Origin of the sequence: Halorussus marinus (assembly GCF_004521895.1) — an archaeon.
Classification (GTDB): Archaea; Halobacteriota; Halobacteria; order Halobacteriales; family Haladaptataceae; genus Halorussus; species Halorussus marinus.
In genome coordinates this window covers 299008-318586 of the sequence record NZ_SBIR01000001.1, presented here as the reverse complement: position 1 = coordinate 318586, position 19579 = coordinate 299008, and the positions used below count along the sequence as shown (strand labels likewise).

At 68.3% G+C, this 19579-nt stretch carries 24 protein-coding genes, 3 tRNA genes and 1 other RNA gene; 18 read left to right on the top strand and 10 right to left on the bottom strand.

All coding sequences use genetic code 11. The annotated features are described in order from the left end of the window. Positions 1-110: 110 nt before the first annotated feature. Positions 111-377, bottom strand: coding sequence for a DUF7538 family protein (locus tag EPL04_RS01515; RefSeq protein ID WP_134668755.1), 267 nt, complete (start codon positions 375-377; stop codon positions 111-113). A 92-nt stretch (positions 378-469) separates the two neighbouring features. Between EPL04_RS01515 and EPL04_RS01510 the strand changes: the two genes are divergently transcribed. From EPL04_RS01510 to EPL04_RS01490, 5 genes are all read left to right on the top strand, one after another. Continuing rightward, positions 470-543: transfer RNA gene (locus EPL04_RS01510), tRNA-Val, on the top strand. A 320-nt stretch (positions 544-863) separates the two neighbouring features. After that, positions 864-1058: a cold-shock protein gene (locus tag EPL04_RS01505; RefSeq protein ID WP_134668753.1), complete on the top strand. Its 195-nt coding sequence runs from the start codon at positions 864-866 to the stop codon at positions 1056-1058. 207 nt (positions 1059-1265) lie between these two features. Beyond that, positions 1266-1338: transfer RNA gene (locus EPL04_RS01500), tRNA-Arg, on the top strand. 159 nt (positions 1339-1497) lie between these two features. Next, positions 1498-2574, top strand: coding sequence for a 2,3-butanediol dehydrogenase (locus EPL04_RS01495; RefSeq protein ID WP_134668751.1), 1077 nt, complete (start codon positions 1498-1500; stop codon positions 2572-2574). Between the two features lie 255 nt (positions 2575-2829). Then, positions 2830-4284 (top strand): MATE family efflux transporter, encoded by a 1455-nt coding sequence (locus EPL04_RS01490; RefSeq protein ID WP_303645956.1) that lies wholly within the window; start codon positions 2830-2832, stop codon positions 4282-4284. 1 nt (position 4285) lies between these two features. On the opposite strand, the gene EPL04_RS01485 is transcribed toward EPL04_RS01490, so the two are convergent. After that, on the bottom strand, positions 4286-5260 hold the full coding sequence (locus EPL04_RS01485) for an ornithine cyclodeaminase family protein (RefSeq protein WP_134668750.1): 975 nt from the start codon (positions 5258-5260) through the stop codon (positions 4286-4288). Positions 5261-5320: 60 nt separating this feature from the next. Then, a complete protein-coding gene (locus EPL04_RS01480; RefSeq protein ID WP_134668748.1) occupies positions 5321-5638 on the bottom strand; it encodes a DUF5789 family protein in 318 nt (105 codons plus the stop codon). Between the two features lie 82 nt (positions 5639-5720). On the opposite strand from EPL04_RS01480, the gene EPL04_RS01475 reads away from it, so the two are divergent. Beyond that, positions 5721-6458, top strand: coding sequence for a creatininase family protein (locus EPL04_RS01475; protein ID WP_134668746.1), 738 nt, complete (start codon positions 5721-5723; stop codon positions 6456-6458). A gap of 17 nt (positions 6459-6475) precedes the next feature. On the opposite strand, the gene EPL04_RS01470 is transcribed toward EPL04_RS01475, so the two are convergent. Further along, positions 6476-6925: a DUF5790 family protein gene (locus EPL04_RS01470; protein ID WP_134668744.1), complete on the bottom strand. Its 450-nt coding sequence runs from the start codon at positions 6923-6925 to the stop codon at positions 6476-6478. 213 nt (positions 6926-7138) lie between these two features. Between EPL04_RS01470 and EPL04_RS01465 the strand changes: the two genes are divergently transcribed. After that, complete coding sequence (locus tag EPL04_RS01465) at positions 7139-7543, top strand: CBS domain-containing protein (protein WP_134668743.1); 405 nt, start codon at positions 7139-7141, stop codon at positions 7541-7543. Positions 7544-7547: 4 nt separating this feature from the next. On the opposite strand, the gene EPL04_RS01460 is transcribed toward EPL04_RS01465, so the two are convergent. Further along, positions 7548-7895, bottom strand: coding sequence for a dihydroneopterin aldolase family protein (locus tag EPL04_RS01460; RefSeq protein WP_134668741.1), 348 nt, complete (start codon positions 7893-7895; stop codon positions 7548-7550). Between the two features lie 103 nt (positions 7896-7998). Between EPL04_RS01460 and EPL04_RS18550 the strand changes: the two genes are divergently transcribed. Both EPL04_RS18550 and EPL04_RS01455 read left to right on the top strand, forming a co-directional pair. Continuing rightward, positions 7999-8169 (top strand): hypothetical protein, encoded by a 171-nt coding sequence (locus tag EPL04_RS18550; RefSeq protein ID WP_167599389.1) that lies wholly within the window; start codon positions 7999-8001, stop codon positions 8167-8169. 79 nt (positions 8170-8248) lie between these two features. After that, positions 8249-8857 (top strand): translation initiation factor IF-2 subunit beta, encoded by a 609-nt coding sequence (locus EPL04_RS01455; protein ID WP_134668739.1) that lies wholly within the window; start codon positions 8249-8251, stop codon positions 8855-8857. A 27-nt stretch (positions 8858-8884) separates the two neighbouring features. Here the strand turns inward: EPL04_RS01455 and EPL04_RS01450 are convergent, their stop codons facing one another. Next, positions 8885-9112 (bottom strand): DUF7860 family protein, encoded by a 228-nt coding sequence (locus EPL04_RS01450; RefSeq protein WP_134668737.1) that lies wholly within the window; start codon positions 9110-9112, stop codon positions 8885-8887. A 91-nt stretch (positions 9113-9203) separates the two neighbouring features. Between EPL04_RS01450 and EPL04_RS01445 the strand changes: the two genes are divergently transcribed. The 3 genes from EPL04_RS01445 to EPL04_RS18545 all read left to right on the top strand — a co-directional run bounded on the left by EPL04_RS01445 (position 9204) and on the right by EPL04_RS18545 (position 10515). Next, positions 9204-9431 (top strand): hypothetical protein, encoded by a 228-nt coding sequence (locus EPL04_RS01445; protein WP_134668736.1) that lies wholly within the window; start codon positions 9204-9206, stop codon positions 9429-9431. 78 nt (positions 9432-9509) lie between these two features. Then, entirely contained in the window at positions 9510-10271 is a 762-nt protein-coding gene (azf, locus tag EPL04_RS01440; protein WP_134668734.1) for an NAD-dependent glucose-6-phosphate dehydrogenase Azf, read from the top strand. Between the two features lie 82 nt (positions 10272-10353). Beyond that, positions 10354-10515 (top strand): hypothetical protein, encoded by a 162-nt coding sequence (locus EPL04_RS18545; RefSeq protein ID WP_167599388.1) that lies wholly within the window; start codon positions 10354-10356, stop codon positions 10513-10515. A gap of 57 nt (positions 10516-10572) precedes the next feature. Here the strand turns inward: EPL04_RS18545 and EPL04_RS01435 are convergent, their stop codons facing one another. Beyond that, positions 10573-11190 carry a DUF309 domain-containing protein gene (locus tag EPL04_RS01435; RefSeq protein ID WP_134668732.1) on the bottom strand — a complete coding sequence of 206 codons (618 nt, stop codon included), beginning with the start codon at positions 11188-11190 and terminating at the stop codon, positions 10573-10575. Between EPL04_RS01435 and EPL04_RS18540 the strand changes: the two genes are divergently transcribed. Next, a complete protein-coding gene (locus EPL04_RS18540; protein ID WP_167599387.1) occupies positions 11189-11359 on the top strand; it encodes a hypothetical protein in 171 nt (56 codons plus the stop codon). The genes EPL04_RS01435 and EPL04_RS18540 overlap by 2 nt on opposite strands. Before the next feature lie 204 nt (positions 11360-11563). Here the strand turns inward: EPL04_RS18540 and EPL04_RS01430 are convergent. Continuing rightward, positions 11564-11636, bottom strand: a tRNA-Arg gene (locus tag EPL04_RS01430). A 134-nt stretch (positions 11637-11770) separates the two neighbouring features. Between EPL04_RS01430 and EPL04_RS01425 the strand changes: the two genes are divergently transcribed. The 4 genes from EPL04_RS01425 (at position 11771) to EPL04_RS01410 (ending at position 15392) form a co-directional block, all read left to right on the top strand. Further along, a complete protein-coding gene (locus EPL04_RS01425) occupies positions 11771-12247 on the top strand; it encodes a hypothetical protein (RefSeq protein WP_134668730.1) in 477 nt (158 codons plus the stop codon). Positions 12248-12435: 188 nt separating this feature from the next. After that, positions 12436-13860: a single-stranded DNA binding protein gene (locus tag EPL04_RS01420; RefSeq protein WP_134668729.1), complete on the top strand. Its 1425-nt coding sequence runs from the start codon at positions 12436-12438 to the stop codon at positions 13858-13860. 90 nt (positions 13861-13950) lie between these two features. Then, on the top strand, positions 13951-14382 hold the full coding sequence (locus tag EPL04_RS19285; protein ID WP_134668727.1) for a histone: 432 nt from the start codon (positions 13951-13953) through the stop codon (positions 14380-14382). Beyond that, on the top strand, positions 14379-15392 hold the full coding sequence (locus tag EPL04_RS01410; protein WP_134668725.1) for a histone deacetylase family protein: 1014 nt from the start codon (positions 14379-14381) through the stop codon (positions 15390-15392). The genes EPL04_RS19285 and EPL04_RS01410 overlap by 4 nt, the downstream gene beginning before the upstream one ends. A gap of 31 nt (positions 15393-15423) precedes the next feature. Here the strand turns inward: EPL04_RS01410 and EPL04_RS01405 are convergent, their stop codons facing one another. Together EPL04_RS01405 and rnpB are read right to left on the bottom strand one after the other, a co-directional pair. Then, positions 15424-17904, bottom strand: coding sequence for a heavy metal translocating P-type ATPase (locus tag EPL04_RS01405; protein WP_134668723.1), 2481 nt, complete (start codon positions 17902-17904; stop codon positions 15424-15426). Positions 17905-18304: 400 nt separating this feature from the next. After that, positions 18305-18672, bottom strand: an RNA gene (gene rnpB, locus EPL04_RS01400) — RNase P RNA component. A gap of 173 nt (positions 18673-18845) precedes the next feature. Between rnpB and EPL04_RS01395 the strand changes: the two genes are divergently transcribed. After that, entirely contained in the window at positions 18846-19448 is a 603-nt protein-coding gene (locus EPL04_RS01395; RefSeq protein ID WP_134668721.1) for a TIGR00296 family protein, read from the top strand. Positions 19449-19579 lie beyond the last annotated feature (131 nt).

Below are 19579 nucleotides of genomic sequence, written 5' to 3'. Positions count from 1 at the left end.
ATCGAAACACGCGCTCCGAGTGGGTGCCCATCGGACCGTTCAGTACGGAAACGGCGGTCTTATGGCTGGCGATAGTGTGAGAAAAGGTAACGTGGTTGGGGTCCCGACTCCTACAGCGTCCGCTGTTCGGCGGCCGGATCGACGCCCGCCTCGGCCAGATCGCGACGGATGCGCTCTCGAAGCGGGTCGGGGACGGTGTCGCGACCGACCGGGACCGCGGTCTCGCCGTCGCCCTTGACTTTCCAGTAGACGACGCAGTCGCTTGGCGCGTAGTACTCGATACTGTACCGGTCGTCGCCGCCGCCGTAGTGGACGCGCGCGGCGAACCCTTCGGTCCGCCACCCGTCCTGCTCGGCGAGCGCCTCGATCTCGTCCATGCGGGAGGCGTGGGCCCCGGCCGTGGTAGTGATTTCGAAGCCCGGGCGAGAAGGTAAACGTTATTTCCGGCGAGCGGTTGTGTTCGGGTGCGGGGTCTGTGGTCTAGTTGGTCATGACGCGGCCTTTACAAGGCCGAAGTCGGCGGTTCGAACCCGCCCAGACCCACTTCTGACGGCGCCACGCGACGAGCGACGCGAGGAGCCGGCGCCGACGAATTGTCTCTGCGGTAGTGAGGAGCTGATGGGCTGTTGCGGGAGCGAACCCCGAAAGACGACCGGTCGACCTATCTCGAAAGCGAGAACTGTGGATACGGAGGGATTCACGCGAAAAGCCGACGAAAGACGGGACGATGCGGCGAGTAGTTGACTGGCCGTATTCATTTACGCAGTTTTGGAGTCGTTTCGAATACGTTTGACCAATATATCGACGAGCGAGAAAACAGATTGCGAAGCCTTATCCGTGCGACGGGCATTTGTCTATTTGCAATGGCAGAAGGCAACGTTGATTTCTTCAACGACACAGGCGGCTACGGTTTCATCTCGACGGACGACGCGGACGACGACGTGTTCTTCCACATGGAAGACATCGGCGGCCCGGACCTCGAAGAGGGAACTGAGGTAGAGTTTGACATCGAACAGGCCGACAAGGGCCCCCGCGCGTCGAACCTGACGCGTCTTTAATTACGCGGTAGTCCGCCTGACGGCGGTCCGACACGCGTTTTTCCGGAACACTACATCGACAGCGACCGGTTCGTCGTTCGGGACGAATCGCCGCTCGCACAGCGGCGCGAACGCGATCACGCGTCGACTTGCCGACCAGCGGGACGGCGCCGGTCGACTCGCGCATTTCATAACCGTTATACCGGCGAACCGAGTATCTGGGTGTGAGGGCGGCTAGTTCAGCGGACAGAACGCTTGGTTCCGGACCAAGAGGTCATGGGTTCAAATCCCATGCCGCCCGTTCGATTCTCGAAGTGTGATGATCGACGGGGTCGAGTCTGGGAGTCACGGACGCGTCTCGCCCACCGACCGCCGACCGGTCCCAGTAACGGAATCCCCGGAAGTTGATTGCTCGCCGATATGAACTATTATCCGTCGACGCCGTCAAACGGGACCTGCAATGAGAGCAGCAGTTTACCACGGTCGAGAGGACGTACGCGTCGAAGACATCGAACGGCCCGACGGGCCCGGCACAGACGAAGTCCGCGTCGCCGTCGAGGCGTGCGGGATCTGTGGCTCGGACCTCCACGAGTACGCGGCCGGTCCGATCTTCATCCCCGACGAAGGCGAGCCACATCCGGTGACCGGAGAGACGCTCCCGATCCCGATGGGCCACGAGTTCGCGGGGGAAGTGACGGAGGTCGGCGACGACGTGAGCGACCTCTCCGTCGGCGATCAGGTGGCGGTGAATCCGATCGTGTACTGCGACGAGTGCCGGCAGTGTGAGGCGGGCCAGTACCACCTCTGTGAGTCGGGCGGGTTCGTCGGGCTGTCCGGCGGGGGCGGTGGACTCTCCGAGGAGGTCGTCGTCCCCGAGGAGAAGGCCGTCGCGCTTCCGGGCTCGGTCCCCACCGAGTACGGCGCCCTCGTCGAGCCGTACAGCGTCGGCTTCCACGCGCTCCGGACGAGCGATTTCGACGCCGGCGATTCGGTCGCGGTGTACGGCGCGGGCCCGATCGGCCTGACGGTGATTCAGGTGCTCCGGGCGGCCGGGGCGGGGACGATCTACGCGGTCGAACCCCAGGACTCGCGGCGCGAGCTCGCGGCCGAGGTCGGCGCGGACGAGGCGCTCTCGCCGATCGAGACCGACGCGGTCGAGTACATCACCGAGCGGACCGACGGCGGCGTCGACGTCGCGTTCGAAGTCGCGGGGATCGAACAGACCGTCCAAGACGCGGTCGCGTCGACCGCCTCGGGCGGGAACGTCACGATCGTCAGCATTTTCGAGGACAGCGTGGAACTCCAGCCCAACGAGTTCGTCATGGGCGAGCGGACGCTCACCGGGACGCTCGCCTACCAGGGCGGTCCCCGGTCGGACGAGGAGTTCGGTGCGGTCCTCGACATGTTCGACTCCGGAGCCCTCGATCCGGAGGCGCTGATCAGCAGTCGAATCGAACTGGAGAGCGTCGTCGAAGACGGCTTCGAGGCGCTCCTCGACTCGGACCGAGAGGAAGTGAAGATTCTCGTCGAACTCTAATCGGCCGCCCGTCGACAATCCCGACGCGCGGAGACGGCGCGCGTCGTCTGGACTCGTTTCCTCGTCTCCGACCGGACTGGGGACTCACCGCGGGTCGGGAACCCAAAGCGGCGAATGGGAACGAGTACCGCGGATGGGAAACTGATTTGTTAGCGACGTGAGTACTGCGACCGTACCGTTCGCGCGGCGACCGACGCCGGTCGCTGTGGCCGAGACCCACAACGTTCAAACGACGACCTTTCGTTTCGAAACACAATGGAACCCGCGACGCCGGACGACTCGATAACCGAAGGCGGGTTAGTCCGACCGATGTTCCGGTTGGCGTGGCCGATCGTTGTCATCCAGCTCCTCCAGGTGACCTACAACATCGCCGACACCTTCTGGCTGGGGCGGCTGTCGGCCGACGCGGTCGGGGCGATCAGCCTCGCGTTCCCGCTCATCTTCCTGCTCATCTCGATCGCGGGCGGGTTCACCACCGCGGGCTCGATTCTGGTCGCTCAGTACACCGGGGCCGACAGCGAGGGTTCGGCGGGCAAAGTCGCCGGCCAGATCCTGATGTTCGTCACGATCCTCGCGGTCCTGTTGAGCGCGATCGGCTACGTCGCGACCGAGCCGATGCTGGCTGTCCTCCCGAGCCAAGGCCAGACGACCGCCCAGATCATCCCGCTGGCGGCCGACTACATGGAGGTGTTCTTCCTCGGCCTGCCGTTCCTGTTCGGCTTCTTCGTGTTCTCGGCGCTGATGCGAGGCTACGGCAACACCCGGACGCCGATGCGGGTGATGGTCGTGAGCGTCGCGCTCAACGTCGTGTTGGACCCGGCGCTCATCTTCGGCTGGGGGCCGTTCCCGGCGATGGGGATCGAGGGCGCGGCGCTGGCGACCATCTTCTCGCGGGGCGTCGCCAGCCTGCTCGGGTTCTACATCCTGTTCGTCGCGCGGGCCGGTCCCGACGTCCGCCTCGAGTACCTGTTGCCCGACGTCGGCTACATCTGGGACATCGTCCGGATCGGCGTCCCCTCGACGCTCGAACAGTCGATGAGCGCGCTGGCGATGATCACCCTGACCGCGATGGTGGTCCAGTTCGCGCCGCCGGTGGTCTCGGCCTACGGGCTGGGCAACCGGCTCGCGTCGCTGGTCTTTCTGCCGGCGATGGGGCTGGGCCGGGCGACCAACACGATGGTCGGCCAGAATCTGGGCGCGAAGAAGACCGACCGGGCCGAGCGGGCGGTCTGGCTCGCGGCGAAAGCCGGCGCGGCTGTGATGTTCGTGGTCGCGGTCGTCGCCGCGCTCGTCCCCGAGCCCATCGTCTCGGTGTTCATGGCGACCGGCACCGACGCGGCCGCCCAGACCGTCGCGTACGGCTCGGAGTACCTCCGGATCCGGTCGGTCGAGTTCACGTTCATGGCGGTCCTGCAGGTGATGCTCGGGGCCTACCGGGGCGCCGGCAACACCAAGACCGCGATGGCGTTCTCCGTGCTCGCGCTCTGGATCGGCCGGGTGCCGACGGTCTACTACCTCGCGTTCGTCGCGGACTGGGGGCCGACCGGCATCTGGGTCGGGATGGCGCTGGGCAACGTCGTCGGCGCGATCGTGGCCGCGCTGTGGTTCACCCGCGGGACGTGGAAAGAGACGGTTATCGGCGAGGGAGACGACGAAGAAACGCCGCCCGAGTCGCCGACGCCGGACGCCGCCGGCGCCGACGGGGAGTGAGCTACAGCGGCACCTCGGTGCCCGCGTCTCGCGTCTCGGCCGCGTCGAAGACGTGTTCGGCGGCCGCCGCGTCCAGCACCGCAGTCCCGACGCTCTCGACCACGAGAATCTCGTCCGCGCGCTCGCGGCCCCGATCGCCGTCGAACACCACAGACAGCGGCGCGAAGTCCTCGGCGTCGAGTCCCGCCTCGCGCGCATCGCCGATCTCCGCGACCTCCGCGGGCACGTCGGCGAACAGCCGGCTCGCGCGCTCGAAGGTCTCGGCGTCGAGTTCGCGCATCTCCGCCTCGTAGGCCCCGACCGCGACGACGAGCGTCCCGGGGTCGAGCGCCCCGCCGTCGAAGACGGGGTCGGTGGCGGTGGTCGCGGTCACCACGACGTTCGCGCCGGCGACCGCGGCTTCGGGCGCGTCGACCGGCTCGGCGGGGACGCCGAGTTCGTCGCCGAGGTCGGCCGCACACTCGCGTTTCGAGTCGCTCGGCGAGTAGACCCGAACCGCGTCGAGATCGGTCGCGGCGTCGATGGCGCGGGCCTGCCAGCGAGCCTGCGTGCCCGCCCCGAGGAGCCCGAGCGTCACCGGGCCGGTCGCGAGTTCGGCCGCCGCGAGCCCGCCGATACACCCCGTCCGGGCGTTGGTGATGCGGGTCCCCGCGAGGTAGCCGGCCGGCAGACCCGTGTCGGCCGCGGTCAGCGCGATCTGGGCGTTGACCGTCGGCAGGCCCCGTTCGGCGTTGCCCTCGTGGACCCCGACCAGTTTCGTCGCGTAGTAGTCGGCCCCGCGGACGTACGCGGGCATCACCAGCCCGGTGCCGGCCGGATCGGAGCCGTCGGGCCCCGCGCCGACCGGGAAGTGGGGCCGCTCGGGGCGCTCTACTTCGTCGCGGCCCTGCCTGACGAACGCCTCGCGGACCACGGGGAGCAGTTCGGACAGCGAGAGGCACTGTGCGACCGCCGAGTCTGAGAGGACACGAACCATACCGGCGGTTCGGACGGGGTCGGGTTAGCGCTTGTCCCGGTCGTCGAGTCCCGGCGCCGGTCAGAACGACTCGTCGCTTCCCTCGTCTTGGGCGCTCCCCGCGCCCCGATCCGAGTAGCCCTGCCGACCCACCGCCTCGCTTCCGACCCGGTTCAGGACGGCCTGTCGCACCTCGTCGGCCGATTCGAACTCCTCGTCGCCGCCGGTCACCAGCACCTCGCGAAACGACTCGGTGCCGTCGGACATCCCGATCTCGCGGTCGCCGTACCGGTCGAGCAGTTCGTCGGCGGAGACGGGGTACTCTTCGTCTTCGAGGTCGTCCTCGACGTCGCCGAAGTCGATGCCAAGTTCGCGGTCGTCGTCGCCTGATTCGCTCATAGCGAGCGTACGCCGCGAGTCCGAATAAGCCGTGTGGCCCCATATCGGGAGCTACAAGTCCGCGGTCGCCCTGCGTCCGGACATGCACCTCTCGGACGCGACGTGGACCGACGCCGACGCCGCCGCGACCGACCTCGCGGTGGTCCCGGTCGGCAGTACCGAACAGCACGGCCCCCACGCCCCGCTCGGGACCGACGCCTACACCGCAGAGGCGGTCGCGGAGGCGGGGGCGACGGCCTACGACGGGGAGGTGGTCGTCGCGCCGGCGATCCCGATCGGAGTGGCGGCCGAGCACCGCCAGTTCACCGGCACGCTGTGGGTGAGCGAGGACACCTTCCGGAACTACGTCCGCGAGACGGTCGCGAGCCTCGCCCACCACGGCTGGGACCGGGTCGTGCTCGTCAACGGCCACGGCGGCAACGTCTCCGCGCTCCGGGAGGTCGCGGGCGCGATCGCTCGCGAGGACGACGCCTACGCCGTTCCGTTTACGTGGTTCGAAGCGGTCGGGGATCACAGCGACGAGATGGGCCACGGCGGACCCCTCGAAACCGCGCTGTTGCGCGCGATCGCGCCCGAGTTGGTCCGAGAGGACCGCATCGAGGCCGCCCGCGAGGGCGGCGCCGACGGCTGGGGCGAGTGGGTCAGCTACGCGAATCTCGCGTTCGATTCGGCGGAGTTCACCGACAACGGCGTGGTCGGGGACCCGACCGCGGGCGACGCCGACCGGGGAGACGAACTGCTCGAACTGGCGAGCGCGGCGCTGGCGGCGCTACTGGAGGCGGTCGAGTCGCGCGACGCGAGCCGACCGCCCCACAAGTAACGGCCGAAGGCTCGGGCTCAGGCTTCTGCGGGTTCGGCGTCCTCGTCGGCGTCGTCGGCGTCGGTGGCCTCGGACTCGTCGTCGAGCCCTTCGAGCGCGTTCTTCAGCGCCGGGATCGTGCTCGTGAGTTCGCCGACCTGCGACTTGGCGTCGGCCACGTCGTCGATGGCGGTCTCCAGACGCTCGATCTCGGCTTCGAGGTCGTCGGCGTCCTCGAAGGCGTCGGCGCGCTCGCCCATCGTGTACCACTTCTTGGCGTCCCGGAGGTGGTCCTCGGCGTCGCCGGCGTCCAGCGACGAACTCAGGGCGTTGAGCGCGCCGAGGGTGTTGTCGGCGTCGAGTTCCCAGACGTCGTCGGCCGCGGGGAGCGCGGCCGCCGCGTCCGCGAGGCTCGACTCGACGTCGTCGCGGACCTCGGTCGCGGCCTCGCCGAACAGTTCGTCCTCGTCGAGTGTCGATTGGCTCATACGTTCGGTTTCGGCCCCATCATGTTTAAAACCATGCCCGAAACCGGAAGTGAAACCCACCAACGCGACGGGTGAGTCTCGACCGAAACCGAAAACGACGACCCGGTGAGGGTCGACCGGGGCGTCGGCGTCGACGGACCGGCGTACGGCGGCCCGGCGGCGTGACCTCTCTCGAAGCCAATGCTTATCTTTCGCGGACCAGAACCGGTCCGTATGGAAGATATCTTCGTCGGACGGCTCATGTCCTCGCCCGTAAAGACGGTATCGCCGGACACGCCGGCCCACCGCGCGGCCGAGACGATGCTCGACGAGGGCATCGGCTCGGTCATCGTCACGAGCGACGACGGCCGCCTCGAAGGCATCCTCACCGCGACCGACTTCGTCCACGTCGCCGCCGAACAGCGGTGGGCGAGCGACGCGACAGTCGCGACCTACATGACGACCGACGTGACCACTACGACGGCGAACGCGGAGGTCCGGGAGATCGCCGACCTGATGGTGGACAACGGGTTCCAGCACGTCCCGGTCGTCGACGACGAGGACAACGTCGTGGGCATCGTCACCACGACCGACATCACCGCCTACCTCTCGACGGTCCGGACGCCCAGCCCGTCGTAGTCGATCACTCCGAGACGGAGTCGACTCGCATCCGCGGGTAGCCGTCGTCCATCTCCATCCGCGCGGTGACGCCGACTCCCTCGCGGTCGACGACGATCTCGACCTCCATGAACCGCCCCGTGAGCTCGGTGTACTCGGCGGGCGCGTCGGCGAGTTCGGCCTCGAGCTCGTCGGTCAGGATCTCGACGGTCACCGCCTCGCAGAACGGCTGGTTCTCGATCGACTCCTCGATGGCGGCCCCGAGGCTCGCCGCGTTCCGGGGGCTGACCGGCGTCCCGGCGAACTGGTGGTAGAGCGCGCCGAACTTGATGCCCGCCTCGAAGCAGGCCGACTCGCGGTCGGTTGGGTCCATGGCCGAGAGTGGGCGCCCCGACCGCTAAGTTCCTGCCCTTTCGCGGGCTGGTCTGTCCGCCGTCGCGCCAACGTATTTACGCCAGCGGGGCGTTGGGTCGGCGATGGAAGACAGCGACGCCAGAGACGAGGCGATCGATCACCTCCGGGACGCGCTCGACGCCGACGACGCCGAGCCGAAGGACTTCCACGTTCGGCAAGCGCTCCAGTTGCTCGACGTCGACGAGGAGTCGTCCGACGCCGGTGAAGACGGCTCGTCGGCGGACCGAGCGTAGCCCCGGGATGTCGACGGACCGGGGCCCAGACGCCCACGGAACACGGAATACCTATCCGTGTCGACCGCCTCTCGACCGTATGGACTACACAGCCAGCCTCGACCGCGCGATGGACGCGACCCCGGACTTCGAAGGCCAGACCGACCGGTTCAGCTATCCGGACGCCGAGGCCCAGAAGGACGGCGCGTTCACCCGACTCACCAACTTGAGCGACATCGCCGACGCGCTCGGCCGCGATCCCGAGCACGTCCACAGCACGCTCCAGCGCGAGCTCGGGACCAACGGGAAGCTCGAAGAGGGCCGCGCCCGCTACAACGGGACCTTCTCGGGCGGGGACTTCGACGCCGCCATCGAGAGCTACATCGAGGAGTTCGTCCTCTGCTCGGAGTGTGGGCTTCCCGACACCCGGCTCGTCCGCGAGAACCGCAACCTGATGCTTCGATGTGACGCCTGCGGGGCGTTCCGGCCGGTCACCAAGCGCTCGACGTCGAGCCAGACCCAGAGCCGGGACGCCGTCGAGGAGGGTGCCACCTACGAGGTCAAGATCACCGGCACCGGCCGGAAGGGCGACGGCGTCGCCGAGAAGGGCAACTACACCATCTTCGTGCCCGGCACTCAGGAGGGCGACGTGGTCCAGATCTACATCAAGAACATCAGCGGGAATCTGGCGTTCGCGCGACTCGCCTGAGCCGCGCGGTTGGGGTTTCTTCGGTCGTTACTCGGTTAGGGGCAACACCACGCCGAACACCAGCGGACACAGCAGGATACCGAGCGTGCCGACGACCTCCATGTCGAACAGAAGCGTCTGTTCCCACGCCGGGAGCGAGGCGTGCATCGTCGCGGCGGTCAGTTCGCCGCCGGCACCGACCGCGAGGAGCGCCAGACTCAGCAGGAAGCCGCGTTTGGCCAACCGTTCGTACTCCAGATCGCCGTATCGTCCCATAGCGACGAAGTCCGGCGAGGAAGCCGAAAAGACTTGCTACATTCGACCGAGGCGAAAAGACGATAGCCGTCAGGCCCATCGCTCGAAGCGAATGTACGGAATCCTCACCGAGATCGGATCGGAACTGCTCGCGCTCGTGTTGTACGGCGGGATGACGGTCGCGCTGTCCGCGCTTGGCGTCGCGGCCGAGTACAACGGCCTCCAGCAGTTGGTCGGGGGCGACCGACTGCTCGCGGCCTGGTACGCCTACGTCGGACTCGTCGCGCTCGCGTTCGCGACGATGCTCGCACGGCGGAAAGTCCGCCCGCGGCTCGGGTGACTCCCGAGGAGCCGGGGCCGGAGACTGACCGCCCCGAATCGTACCTTACTTATCGCGGCCCTTCGTCTCTCGACCTGAATGGACGACCCAGTCCTGCTTACGGGCGCGGAGGGCCGCGTCGGGCAGGCCATCCTCTCGGAGCTGTCTGGGAAGTACGACTGGCGACTGCTCGATCGGGACCCGCCGACCCGCGACGTCGACCACGAGTTCGTCGTCGCCGACATCACCGACGAGGAGGCGGTCCGCGAGGCGGTCGAGGGCGTCGGCGCCGTCGTGCATCTGGCGGGCGATCCCCGCCCCGAGGCGCCGTGGGACAGCGTGCTGGCGAACAACATCGACGGCACCCGGACGGTGCTGAAGGCGGCGGTCGACGCCGGCGTCGAGAAGTTCGCGTTCGCCTCCTCGAACCACGCGGTCGGCGCGTTCGAGACCGACGAGCGCACCCCGGAAATGTACCGCCCCAGCGACGAGTTCCGACTCGACGGGACCGAACTCCCCCGACCGAGCAACCTCTACGGCGTGAGCAAGGCCAGCGGCGAGGTGCTCGGGCGTTACTACCACGACCACCACGACCTGAGCGTCGTCTGCGTCCGGATCGGCAATCTCACCAAGGACCATCCGCCGCGTGACTACGAGCGCGGGCAGGCGATGTGGCTCTCTCACCGAGACTGTGCACATCTCTTCGACCGATGTCTCGAAGCCGACTACGATTACGAGATCGTCTACGGCATCTCGGACAACGACCGGAAGTACTACTCGATCGAGCGCGCGAAAGACGTGCTCGGCTACGACCCGCAGGACAACTCCGCGGAGTTCGCCGACGCCGAGGTCGACGAGTAGCCCACTCCGGGGAGACGGCGGCCCCACGGGGCGTGCGACGGCGACCCAAACACCTATTGAAGTGCTTGTCGTACGAGATCGTATGTCACAGACGGACGGACAGCAGTCGGTATCGCGGTGCACGAACTGCGGCTTCGAAGCGGCGTCGGACGGCGACGACTGGGAGAACGTGGAGTCGCCGTCGCTGGGCCGGATGACCAGTTGTCCGGACTGCGGTAGCACGAACGTGACGCTCCGGCGCTAACCGGGGTCGGTAGACCGAAACGGGTCGATTACCCGGCGGCGCGACGGGGTCGATCGGTCACTCGAACAGTCCCTCGACGTCGGTCTCGCGGCGGCGTCGCTCGGCGACGTGCTGGCGCAGTCGCCGAAAGACGATCCCCCGATTGGCGGCGTCGCGCGCGAAGTCCATCACGAACGTGACGAACGAGCTATTGGCCTGCCCATCGGCGAGGTCCTCGCGGGCGTAGTCGACGCCGCGCTCGATGACGGCCTCGTCGTAGCCGTGCTCCTCGGCGAGGGCCACGGCCGCGATCGCGGCGGCGTCGAACTCCAGGTCCTCGGGCACCAGGGCCAGTCCGTCCGCGCGCAAGCGCGGCGGGGCGGCGCGCTCGACGTGTTCCGGATCGGCGGCGAGCGTTCGGAGGCACCGCCGGACCGCGGCGACGTTCACCCCGCGGTAGTCGGCCGGGAGGTCGGCGAGGTACGCCGCCGCGCTCTCGGCGAGCCCCTGCACGCCCACCCAGTTCGCGCCGTGGGCGTGGTGGACCGCGGCGGTGAACTGAATGAGTCCGTGGAGGAACCGCTCGTCGTCGGTGCCGGCGTCGAGGCCGAGCCAGTGGTCCTCCCACGCGTCGTGGGCGGCGTGGTGCTCCCCCGCGTTGTAGACGGCGATGCCCGCCCGGAGGTGGTCGTCCATGCACGAGCAGTACGACGTCGGCGAGCAAATGGCTTCGGGACTCGGACGAGTCGCTGTGCTCGTCGTCGATGCGTCGCGCGAAAAACGTCCCGACGGGGGTTCACGCGAGCGTCGCGAGCGCGAACCACGTCAGGTCGAGAACGTAGTGAGCGTCCTGACGGAGATTTGAACTGGCCGAGACGGTCCGGGATGCTCACTCCGTTGTGCTTCCGGGCGTGCGACTCGTCTGCTCAAATCTCCGTGGTGACGTTTTCACTCCGCAATTTGTGAGATTCACAGAAGGCCCTCGCGTGCTTACTCTGTGAAAACGTCCCGACGGGGGTTCACGCGAGCGTCGCGAGCGCGAACCACGTCAGGTCGAAAACGTAGTGAGCGTCCTGACGGAGATTTGAACTCCGGTCCCTGGCTCCGCAAGCCAAGAGGATAGTCCACTACCCTATCAGGACTCAACTCTACGTTGGCCGGTTCAACTAATAGGGGTTACGGTCTGGGCGCCCAGTGAGAGACGTAGGCACGGGAGACTCAAAGACCTATTTTTCCAAACATCAAGACTATGAAAGACTAGATCGTGGTCGTCCGTATGGACCGACGCGAACTGCTCGCCGGGGCCGGCGCGTCCCTCGCCGCCGCGTCGCTCGGCGGGTGTCTCGACCGATACGGAGTACCGGAGGAGGGAAGCGGTGGAGGCGGGGGCGCGCCGACGCTGGCCGAGGAGTCGTTCGAGATGACCGACGCCGACTGCGGAACGGCGGCGAACGACGCGACCGTCGGCTTCGACGCCGAGGAGGGGACAGTCGAGGTCACCGGGACCGTTCCGGGCGCCGACGCGTGTCACGTCGCGCGGCTGGCCGGCGCGGACTACGATCCCGACGCCGACTCGCTCGCCGTGACCGTCGAGAGCGTCCGGCGCGACGACGCGGAGGCGTGTGCCGACTGCGTCTCGGAGATCGACTACGAGGCGTCGTTCGCCTTCGACGGCGGCCTACCGGCGAGCGTGACGGTCACCCACGAGGCGCTCGGCGAGACGAGCGCCGTCGCGTCCGCCGACCCGAGCTAAGATTTATACCGAGAGGGGCGACCAGTTCGGCGCGTGACCCCCCGAGAGCCGACCGCGGGCGGGCCCGAACGGGCCCGCGAACGACGGAAACCGCCGTCCGAAAAATCGCCCGACGAGACCGAGACGGAGCGGCGTCCGCGCCAAGGACAATGCTTAAGCGCGGGCCAGCCCTGCTCGCTAATACGATTATGGGCGCGATAGAGGACGTTCACGCCGACCTCGACGCAGATATCTCTCTGGAGGAGTTCCGCGAGGCGGTCGAGGAGAAGGTGGCACAGATGGGCGGGCTGGCCGACGAGGAGACGGCGGCGATGCTCATCGCTCACGAGCTCGACGAGGAGGGCGGGGAGGTCGACAGCGTCGCGGACATCGAGCCCGGCATGGAGGAGGTGAAGTTCGTCGCGAAGGTCGTCGGCATCGGCGACGTTCGAAGCTTCGAGCGCGACGGCGATCAGGAGGATGGCCGCGTGCTGAACGTCGAAGTCGCCGACGAGACCGGGTCGGTCCGCATCACGTTCTGGGACAAGCAGGCCGACGCCGGCGAGGACGAACTCGAAGTGGGCGAGACGCTCCGTATCGCGGGCCGACCCAAGGAGGGGTACAACGGCGTCGAAGTCAACGTGAATCAGGCCGAGGCCGACGACGACGCCGACATCGACGTTCAAGTCCAGGACACCTACCGGATCGAGGACCTCTCGCTCGGGCTCTCGGACGTGAACCTCCGGGCGAAGGTGCTCGACACCGACGCCATCCGGACCTTCGATCGCGACGACGGCTCGGAGGGTCGCGTCTCGAACCTGAAGGTCGGCGACGAGACCGGCCGGGTCCGGGTCACCCTCTGGGACGATCGGGCCGACCGCGCCGCGGAGCTCGACGCCGGGACCTCCGTCGAGGTCGTCGACGGCTACGTCCGCGAGCGCGACGGGAGCCTCGAACTCCACGTCGGCGACCGGGGCGCCGTCGAACAGATCGACGAAGACGTCGAGTACGTCCCCGAGACCGCCGACATCGCCGACCTCGAGATCGGCGACGAGGTCGACATCGCGGGCGTGGTTCGGTCGGCCGATCCCAAGCGAACCTTCGACCGCGACGACGGCTCGGAGGGGCAGGTCCGTAACATCCGCGTGCAGGACGACACCGGGGACCTCCGGGTCGCGCTCTGGGGCGAGAAAGCAGACGAAGAGATCGCGCCCGGCGACGAGGTCCAGCTCGCGGACATCGAGATTCAGGACGGCTGGGAGGACGACATCGAGGGCTCGGCGGGCTGGCAGTCGACCGTGACCGTCTTCAGCGAGGCCGAGCCCGGTGACGATGGGAGTCCAGCCGACGCGGGCGCGACCGGCGGCGACGGCCCCGGACTCGACGACTTCGCGGACGGCGACGGGGCGGAGTCGGCGGCGGACGGCGGCTCGAACGCGGCGGCGACCGCCGAGGAGAGCGGCGAGGTCGTCGAGTTCACCGGCACCGTCGTGCAGGCCGGCGACCCGATCATCCTCGACGACGGCGAAGAGACGGTGAGCGTCGACGCGAACACCGACGTGACCCTCGGGCAGAAGCTCACCGCGCGCGGCGAGCTCCGGGACGGGCGGCTCGACGCCGAGGACGTGTTCTGACCGCGCACGCCGGTGGGCCGAGAGACGCCGGCAGGGACCTCGAAAGACGCGACGGAAAGAACTAAGGGCGCGAGATACCCGGATTCGGGTATGAGCGTCGAGCTGCCGTTTGCACCGGTCGATGCTATCATTCGACGGAACGCGGGGGACCTCCGAGTCAGCGCCGACGCCGCCGAGGAACTGGCCCGACGCATCCAGCGCCACGGCGCCGAGCTGGCGGCCGACGCCGCCGAGCGCGCGAACGACGACGGCCGCAAGACGCTGATGAGCGGCGACTTCGGCGTCGAGCAGGTCGTCGACAAGGACGAGCTCGAACTCCCGGTCGCGCCCGTCGACCGGATCGCGCGGCTCGACATCGGCGACGACTACCGGGTCGCGATGGACGCCCGGATCGCGCTGGCGGACATCCTCGAAGACTACGCCGACAACGTCGCCACGGCGGCCGCGACCCTCGCGCGTCACGCCGACCGGCGAACTGTTAAGGCCGAGGACATCGAGACGTACTTCAAGCTCTTCGAATGAAGTTCGGCTACAGCGAGGCGTGTCTCGCCCACGACACGGGCGGGCGACACCCCGAAACCCCCGACCGTCTGCGTGCGATACGGGAGCTGCTGGCTCGCAAACACGGCGTCGAGTACGTCGAGGCCGACCCCGCGTCCCGCGCCGCGGTGGAAGCCGTCCACGACCCCGACTACGTCGCGGAGTTCCGGGAGTTCTGCGAGTCCGGCGGCGGCAACTGGGACCCCGACACCGTCGCCGTGGAGGCGACGTGGGAGGCCGCGCTCCGGTCGGCGGGGCTCGCCCAGTGGTCTGCCGAGACGGCGCTCGACGGCGTCGACGGCCGCGAGACGCCGTTCTCGATCGGCCGGCCGCCGGGCCACCACGCGGTCGGCGACGACGCGATGGGGTTTTGCTTTTTCAACAACGCGGCGGTCGCGGCCCGCCACGTCATCGACTCGCGGAGCGTCTCGCGGGTCGCCATCTTCGACTGGGACGTCCACCACGGCAACGGGACCCAGGACATCTTCTACGACGTCGGCGACGTGTTCTACGCCTCGGTCCACGAAGAGGGACTGTATCCGGGGACGGGCGAGGTCGGCGAATCCGGAACGGACGCGGGCGAAGGCACGACGCTCAACGTCCCGCTCCCGGCGGGTGCCGGCGACCCCGAGTACCGCGACGCCGTCGACGAGGTGGTCGCACCCGCTCTCCGGGAGTTCGACCCCGGACTCGTGTTGGTGAGCGCGGGGTTCGACGCCCACCGCCACGATCCGATCTCCCGGATGCGGGTCTCGACCGACGGGTACGGGATGCTGACCGCACGCGTGCGTGACCTCGCCGACGAGATCGGCGCCGCGCTCGGGTTCGTGCTCGAAGGCGGCTACGGGCTCGACACCCTCTCCGAGAGCGTCGCGGAGGTCCACGAGACGTTCGACGGCCGGCGGCCGGTCGCGCCCGACGGCGAGGCCAACGAGGACGTACGAGAGCTGATCGACGAGATCCGAACCGACCACCCGGCGCTGAACGACTGAGAAAGCAATTCCCGGCGAGCGCGACCGGCGGCTACTCCTCGGGTTCGACGCGCGCGAGCCGCATCGCGTTGCCCGTCACCGCCAGACTCATCCCCATGTCGCCGACCACGATGGCGGCCGCGACCGACACCAGCCCGAGCGGCGCGCCCGCGGCCAGCACCGCCTTGACCGCGAGACTCGCCCAGATGTTCTGGCGGATCACGCCGGTGGCGGCCCGCGAGAGGCGATAGAGGTACGGCACCGCGAGCAGGTCGTCGCCGAGCAGGGCGATGTCGGCGGTCTCGATGGCGGCGTCGGTGCCGGCCGCCCCCATCGCCACCCCGACGGTCGCGGCGGCCATCGCGGGCGCGTCGTTGACGCCGTCGCCGACCATCGCGGTGGCGCCCCGGCTCTCGGTGAGTTCCTCGACGGCCGCGACCTTCTCCTCGGGGAGGAGCTCCGCGCGGTACTCGTCGACGCCGACGCGCTCGGCGACCGCGCGGGCCGTCCCCTCGTTGTCGCCGGTGAGCATGACGCAGGTCACCCCGCGCTCTCGGAGGCGCTCGATCGCGGTCGCGGCCTCCTCGCGGACCTCGTCGGCGATGGCGACGACGCCTTCCAGTTCGTCTTCGGTGCCGACGAGCACGACCGTCTTGCCCTCGCGCTGGAATCGCGGGACGACGTCCGCGAGCAGGTCGAGGCAGTCCTCGCGGTCCTCGCACTTCGACGTCCGGGACGCGAGGCGGTTCTCACCGCCGTCGGTCGAGAGGTGGACGTGCTCCAGATCGAAGCCGAGCTCCGCGAACAGCGCGGGCTTGCCGGCGTAGTGGGTCACTCCGTCGAGGTCGGCGCGGACGCCCTTGCCGGTCAGGCTCTCGAAGTTCTCGACCGACCGGTCGCCGTCGGCCCCGTCGTGTGGGTCCGCCCGACGGTGGGCCTCGTCGACGATCGCTTCCGACAGGGGGTGTTCGCTCCGGCGTTCGAGGTCGTGGGCACGGGCCAGCACGTCGGCCTCGTCGGCGCCGTTGAGCCCCACCACGTCGGTCACCGCGAGGTTCCCCTCGGTGAGAGTGCCCGTCTTGTCGAACGCGACCGCCTCGACCGAGCCCATCGATTCGAGGTGCGGGCCGCCCTTCACGAGCACGCCGTTGCGCGCCGCGCTGGTGACGCCCGACACCACCGAGACCGGCGTCGAGATGACGAACGCACAGGGGCAGGCGACCACCAGCAGGGTCAGCCCGCGGACGAACCACGGCCGGAACGGCTCGCCGAACGCGGGCGGACCGAACGCGGTCACGAGCGCCCCGGCGACGATGATCGGCGTGTAGTAGCGCGCGAACCGCTCGATGAACTGCTCGCTGTCGGTGCGCTCGCGCTGGGCGTCGCCGACCAGTTCGACCACCCGCGAGAGGGTGGTCTCGTCGGCCTCGGCGGTGGCTTCGATCTCGAGGTACCCCTCCTCGTTGACCGTGCCGGCGTACACGTCGGCGCCGGGCGTCTTGTCGACCGGGACGCTCTCGCCGGTGATCGGGGCCTGATTCACCGCGCTCGTCCCGTCGGTCACCTCGCCGTCGACCGGGATCTTCTCGCCGGGTCTGACGAGAACCGTCTCGCCGACCGCGACCTCCTCGACGGGGACGGTCTCCTCGCCGCCCCGGCGTCGGACGGTGGCGGTGTCGGGCGAGAGGTCCATCAACTCCCGGACCGAATCGCGGGCCCGATCCATCGAGTACGCTTCGAGGAGTTCGGCCACGCTGAACAGGACCGCCAAGGTGGCGGCCTCTACGTAGAGGCCGACCGCGACCGCGCTGAGGACGCCCACGCCCATCAGCAGGTCGATGTCGAGGCTCAGGTTCCGCGCGGAGTAGTAGCCGCCCCGGACGATCGGCTGGCCGGCGATCCCGGCGGCCCCGAGCAACAGGACCGCCGAGGCGTGAAACTCCCGGCCGACCGCCTCGAACAGGAGCGGGTTCGCGCCCTCGAGGAGAAACTCGAGCGCCATCCCCGCGATCAGTAACACCGCCCCGACCGCCGTCTTGAGCCCGCGCGGACTCGTCCAGACCGCGGTCGAGTCGGCGACCTGCGGGCCGGCGGCGTCGTCGGTCGCGTCCGCGACCGCGTAGCCCGCGCTCTCGATCGCGTCGACCACGGCCTCGCGGTCGGGGTCGCCGGAGACGACGACCTCGCCCGTCGCCGGGTACGTCTCGTGGGCGACCCCCGCCCGGTCGAGCGCGTCCCCGACTTTCCCCGCACAGGAGGCACAGTCCATCTCGGGGACCGAGAGCCGGAGCGTTCCCTCCCGGCCGGCGTCTGACCCGACCGCGTACCCCGCCGCACGCACGCGCTCGCGAACGGCTTCGGCGTCGGTCCGACCGGCGTCGTAGCGCACCGTGACCGTCCCGGTGGTCGGCGCGGCGTCGATCGCACGGACGCCGTCGAGGCGCTCGACGCTGGCGGTGACTTTCCCCGCACAGGAAGCACAGTCCATCTCGGGGACCGAGAGGGTGATCCGCCCGTCTGCATCGTCGGTCATCGTCCGAAAGTAGTCGCCCGTCCGTTATTAAATCTCCTGCTATATTCGACGCTCAAAGTGGTACTTGTTAATAACTCGTCCGCACTCAGTTGCTAATACTGGGTCGATACTGTGTTCGTCCCGATTTAATTAGGGATTTCCGAGGACGTAGAACCGTTCTAGAGCGTTCATTGCGTTACGTAACGGCCGGAATCGGAAACGGTTCCCAACTTTGTGTCCGACTTATGGGGGACGGCGTCCGAGTCGAAAACGGGATGAGCACCTTCGACCGGGGGACGGAGACGACCGCACTGAAAATCGGGGCCGCGGTGACGCTGCTGGCAGTCGAGGTGGCGGCGGCGCTGATCGTCCTCGCCGTCGTGTTCGGGTAGCCAGCGCCGCCGCTGGTCGATTCGAAGTCGGCTGAGGGGAGTAAGCCCCCTTCTGTTCGTCCGAGTATTCGGCTGAGCGTCCGCGCCAGCGTCCGGGCTACCAAGCGGCGCGGACTTGCACCGGCGAGGATTCGCCGTTCCATCCGTTCTCCACCGTCGGCGTGCCGACGAGCCAACACGGCTCGCGCGACATCGCGTCCCTCGGTGGGTTAGCTCCCCCTCGTTGCCTCGGGGTTCGCGCACCTCATCGGTCGGGTGGAGTGGTCTCGTTTCTGTTCCAGAGCCAGCGGTCTCCCGCTCCGGGCTTGCGCCCGGTCGCCCGCCCGGACGGTGGGGGGACTTTCCTCACGGCGACCCGAATCGCCGGCGTCGCCGCGGGAACTCGGCTCCCTCTGCCGTTCGAACGTAGCGCCCGACCCCGTTTAAGCAGTTCGGTGCGACGACCGGTAGGCCTCGTCTAACGTCCCGTTACTCGGTGTCAAGCGTTGCCACCTAAAAGGTAGTCGAACATTACCGTCTTTAGTATTGAAGGGAAGACTTGAAGTCATCGCCCGCCATATAGTGTTCTGTATGGCACAGGCCCAGGCAGTCACCCTTTCCTACGAGGATGGCACACGCGCCGTTGAACTCGCTCGCGAATCCGTCGAATCCTACGTCATCAACGGTCAGCGCGAACAGCCCGGTAGCATGCGCGAAGCGTTCTACGCCCGCACCGGCGTCTTCGTCCGGCTCGCGTCGACCCGGGGGCGCGGCCGGCTTCGCGGCTGTGACGGCGCCTACGAGGGAACTGACCAGCTCGGCCACCTCATCGTCGACTCGGCTATCAGCGCCGCCAGCGACAACTCCTGTGGCTCGGAGGTCGAGGCACCGGAACTCCCCAATCTCGAGATCTCGGTCTGCATCGTCACCGATACGACTCTGACCGACGACCCCGTCGAGGACATCGAACTCGGCACCCACGGCGTCGCGATCGAAGGGCGGGGCAAGCAGGCGTGGATGTATCCGATGCTCCCCTGCGAGAACGACTGGAGCGTCTTCGAGTATCTCGACCGAACGTGCCGAAAGGCCAATCTCCCGAAGGGGGCGTGGGAGGACGACGACGTGATGGTGACGCTGTTCGACGGTCAGGTGTTCCGCGAGCGCGAGCCCGAAGGCACGATCGAAGAGGTCTAACACGACCTTTTGCTGTGGGCGGCGCATAAACGCGCCGCCCTTGCAAAAGCTCGATCAAAAACACGGCGCTCGTCCCTCCGGTCCTCGCTTGGTCCGCTCGCTCACTGCGTTCGCTCGCGGTACAACGACTA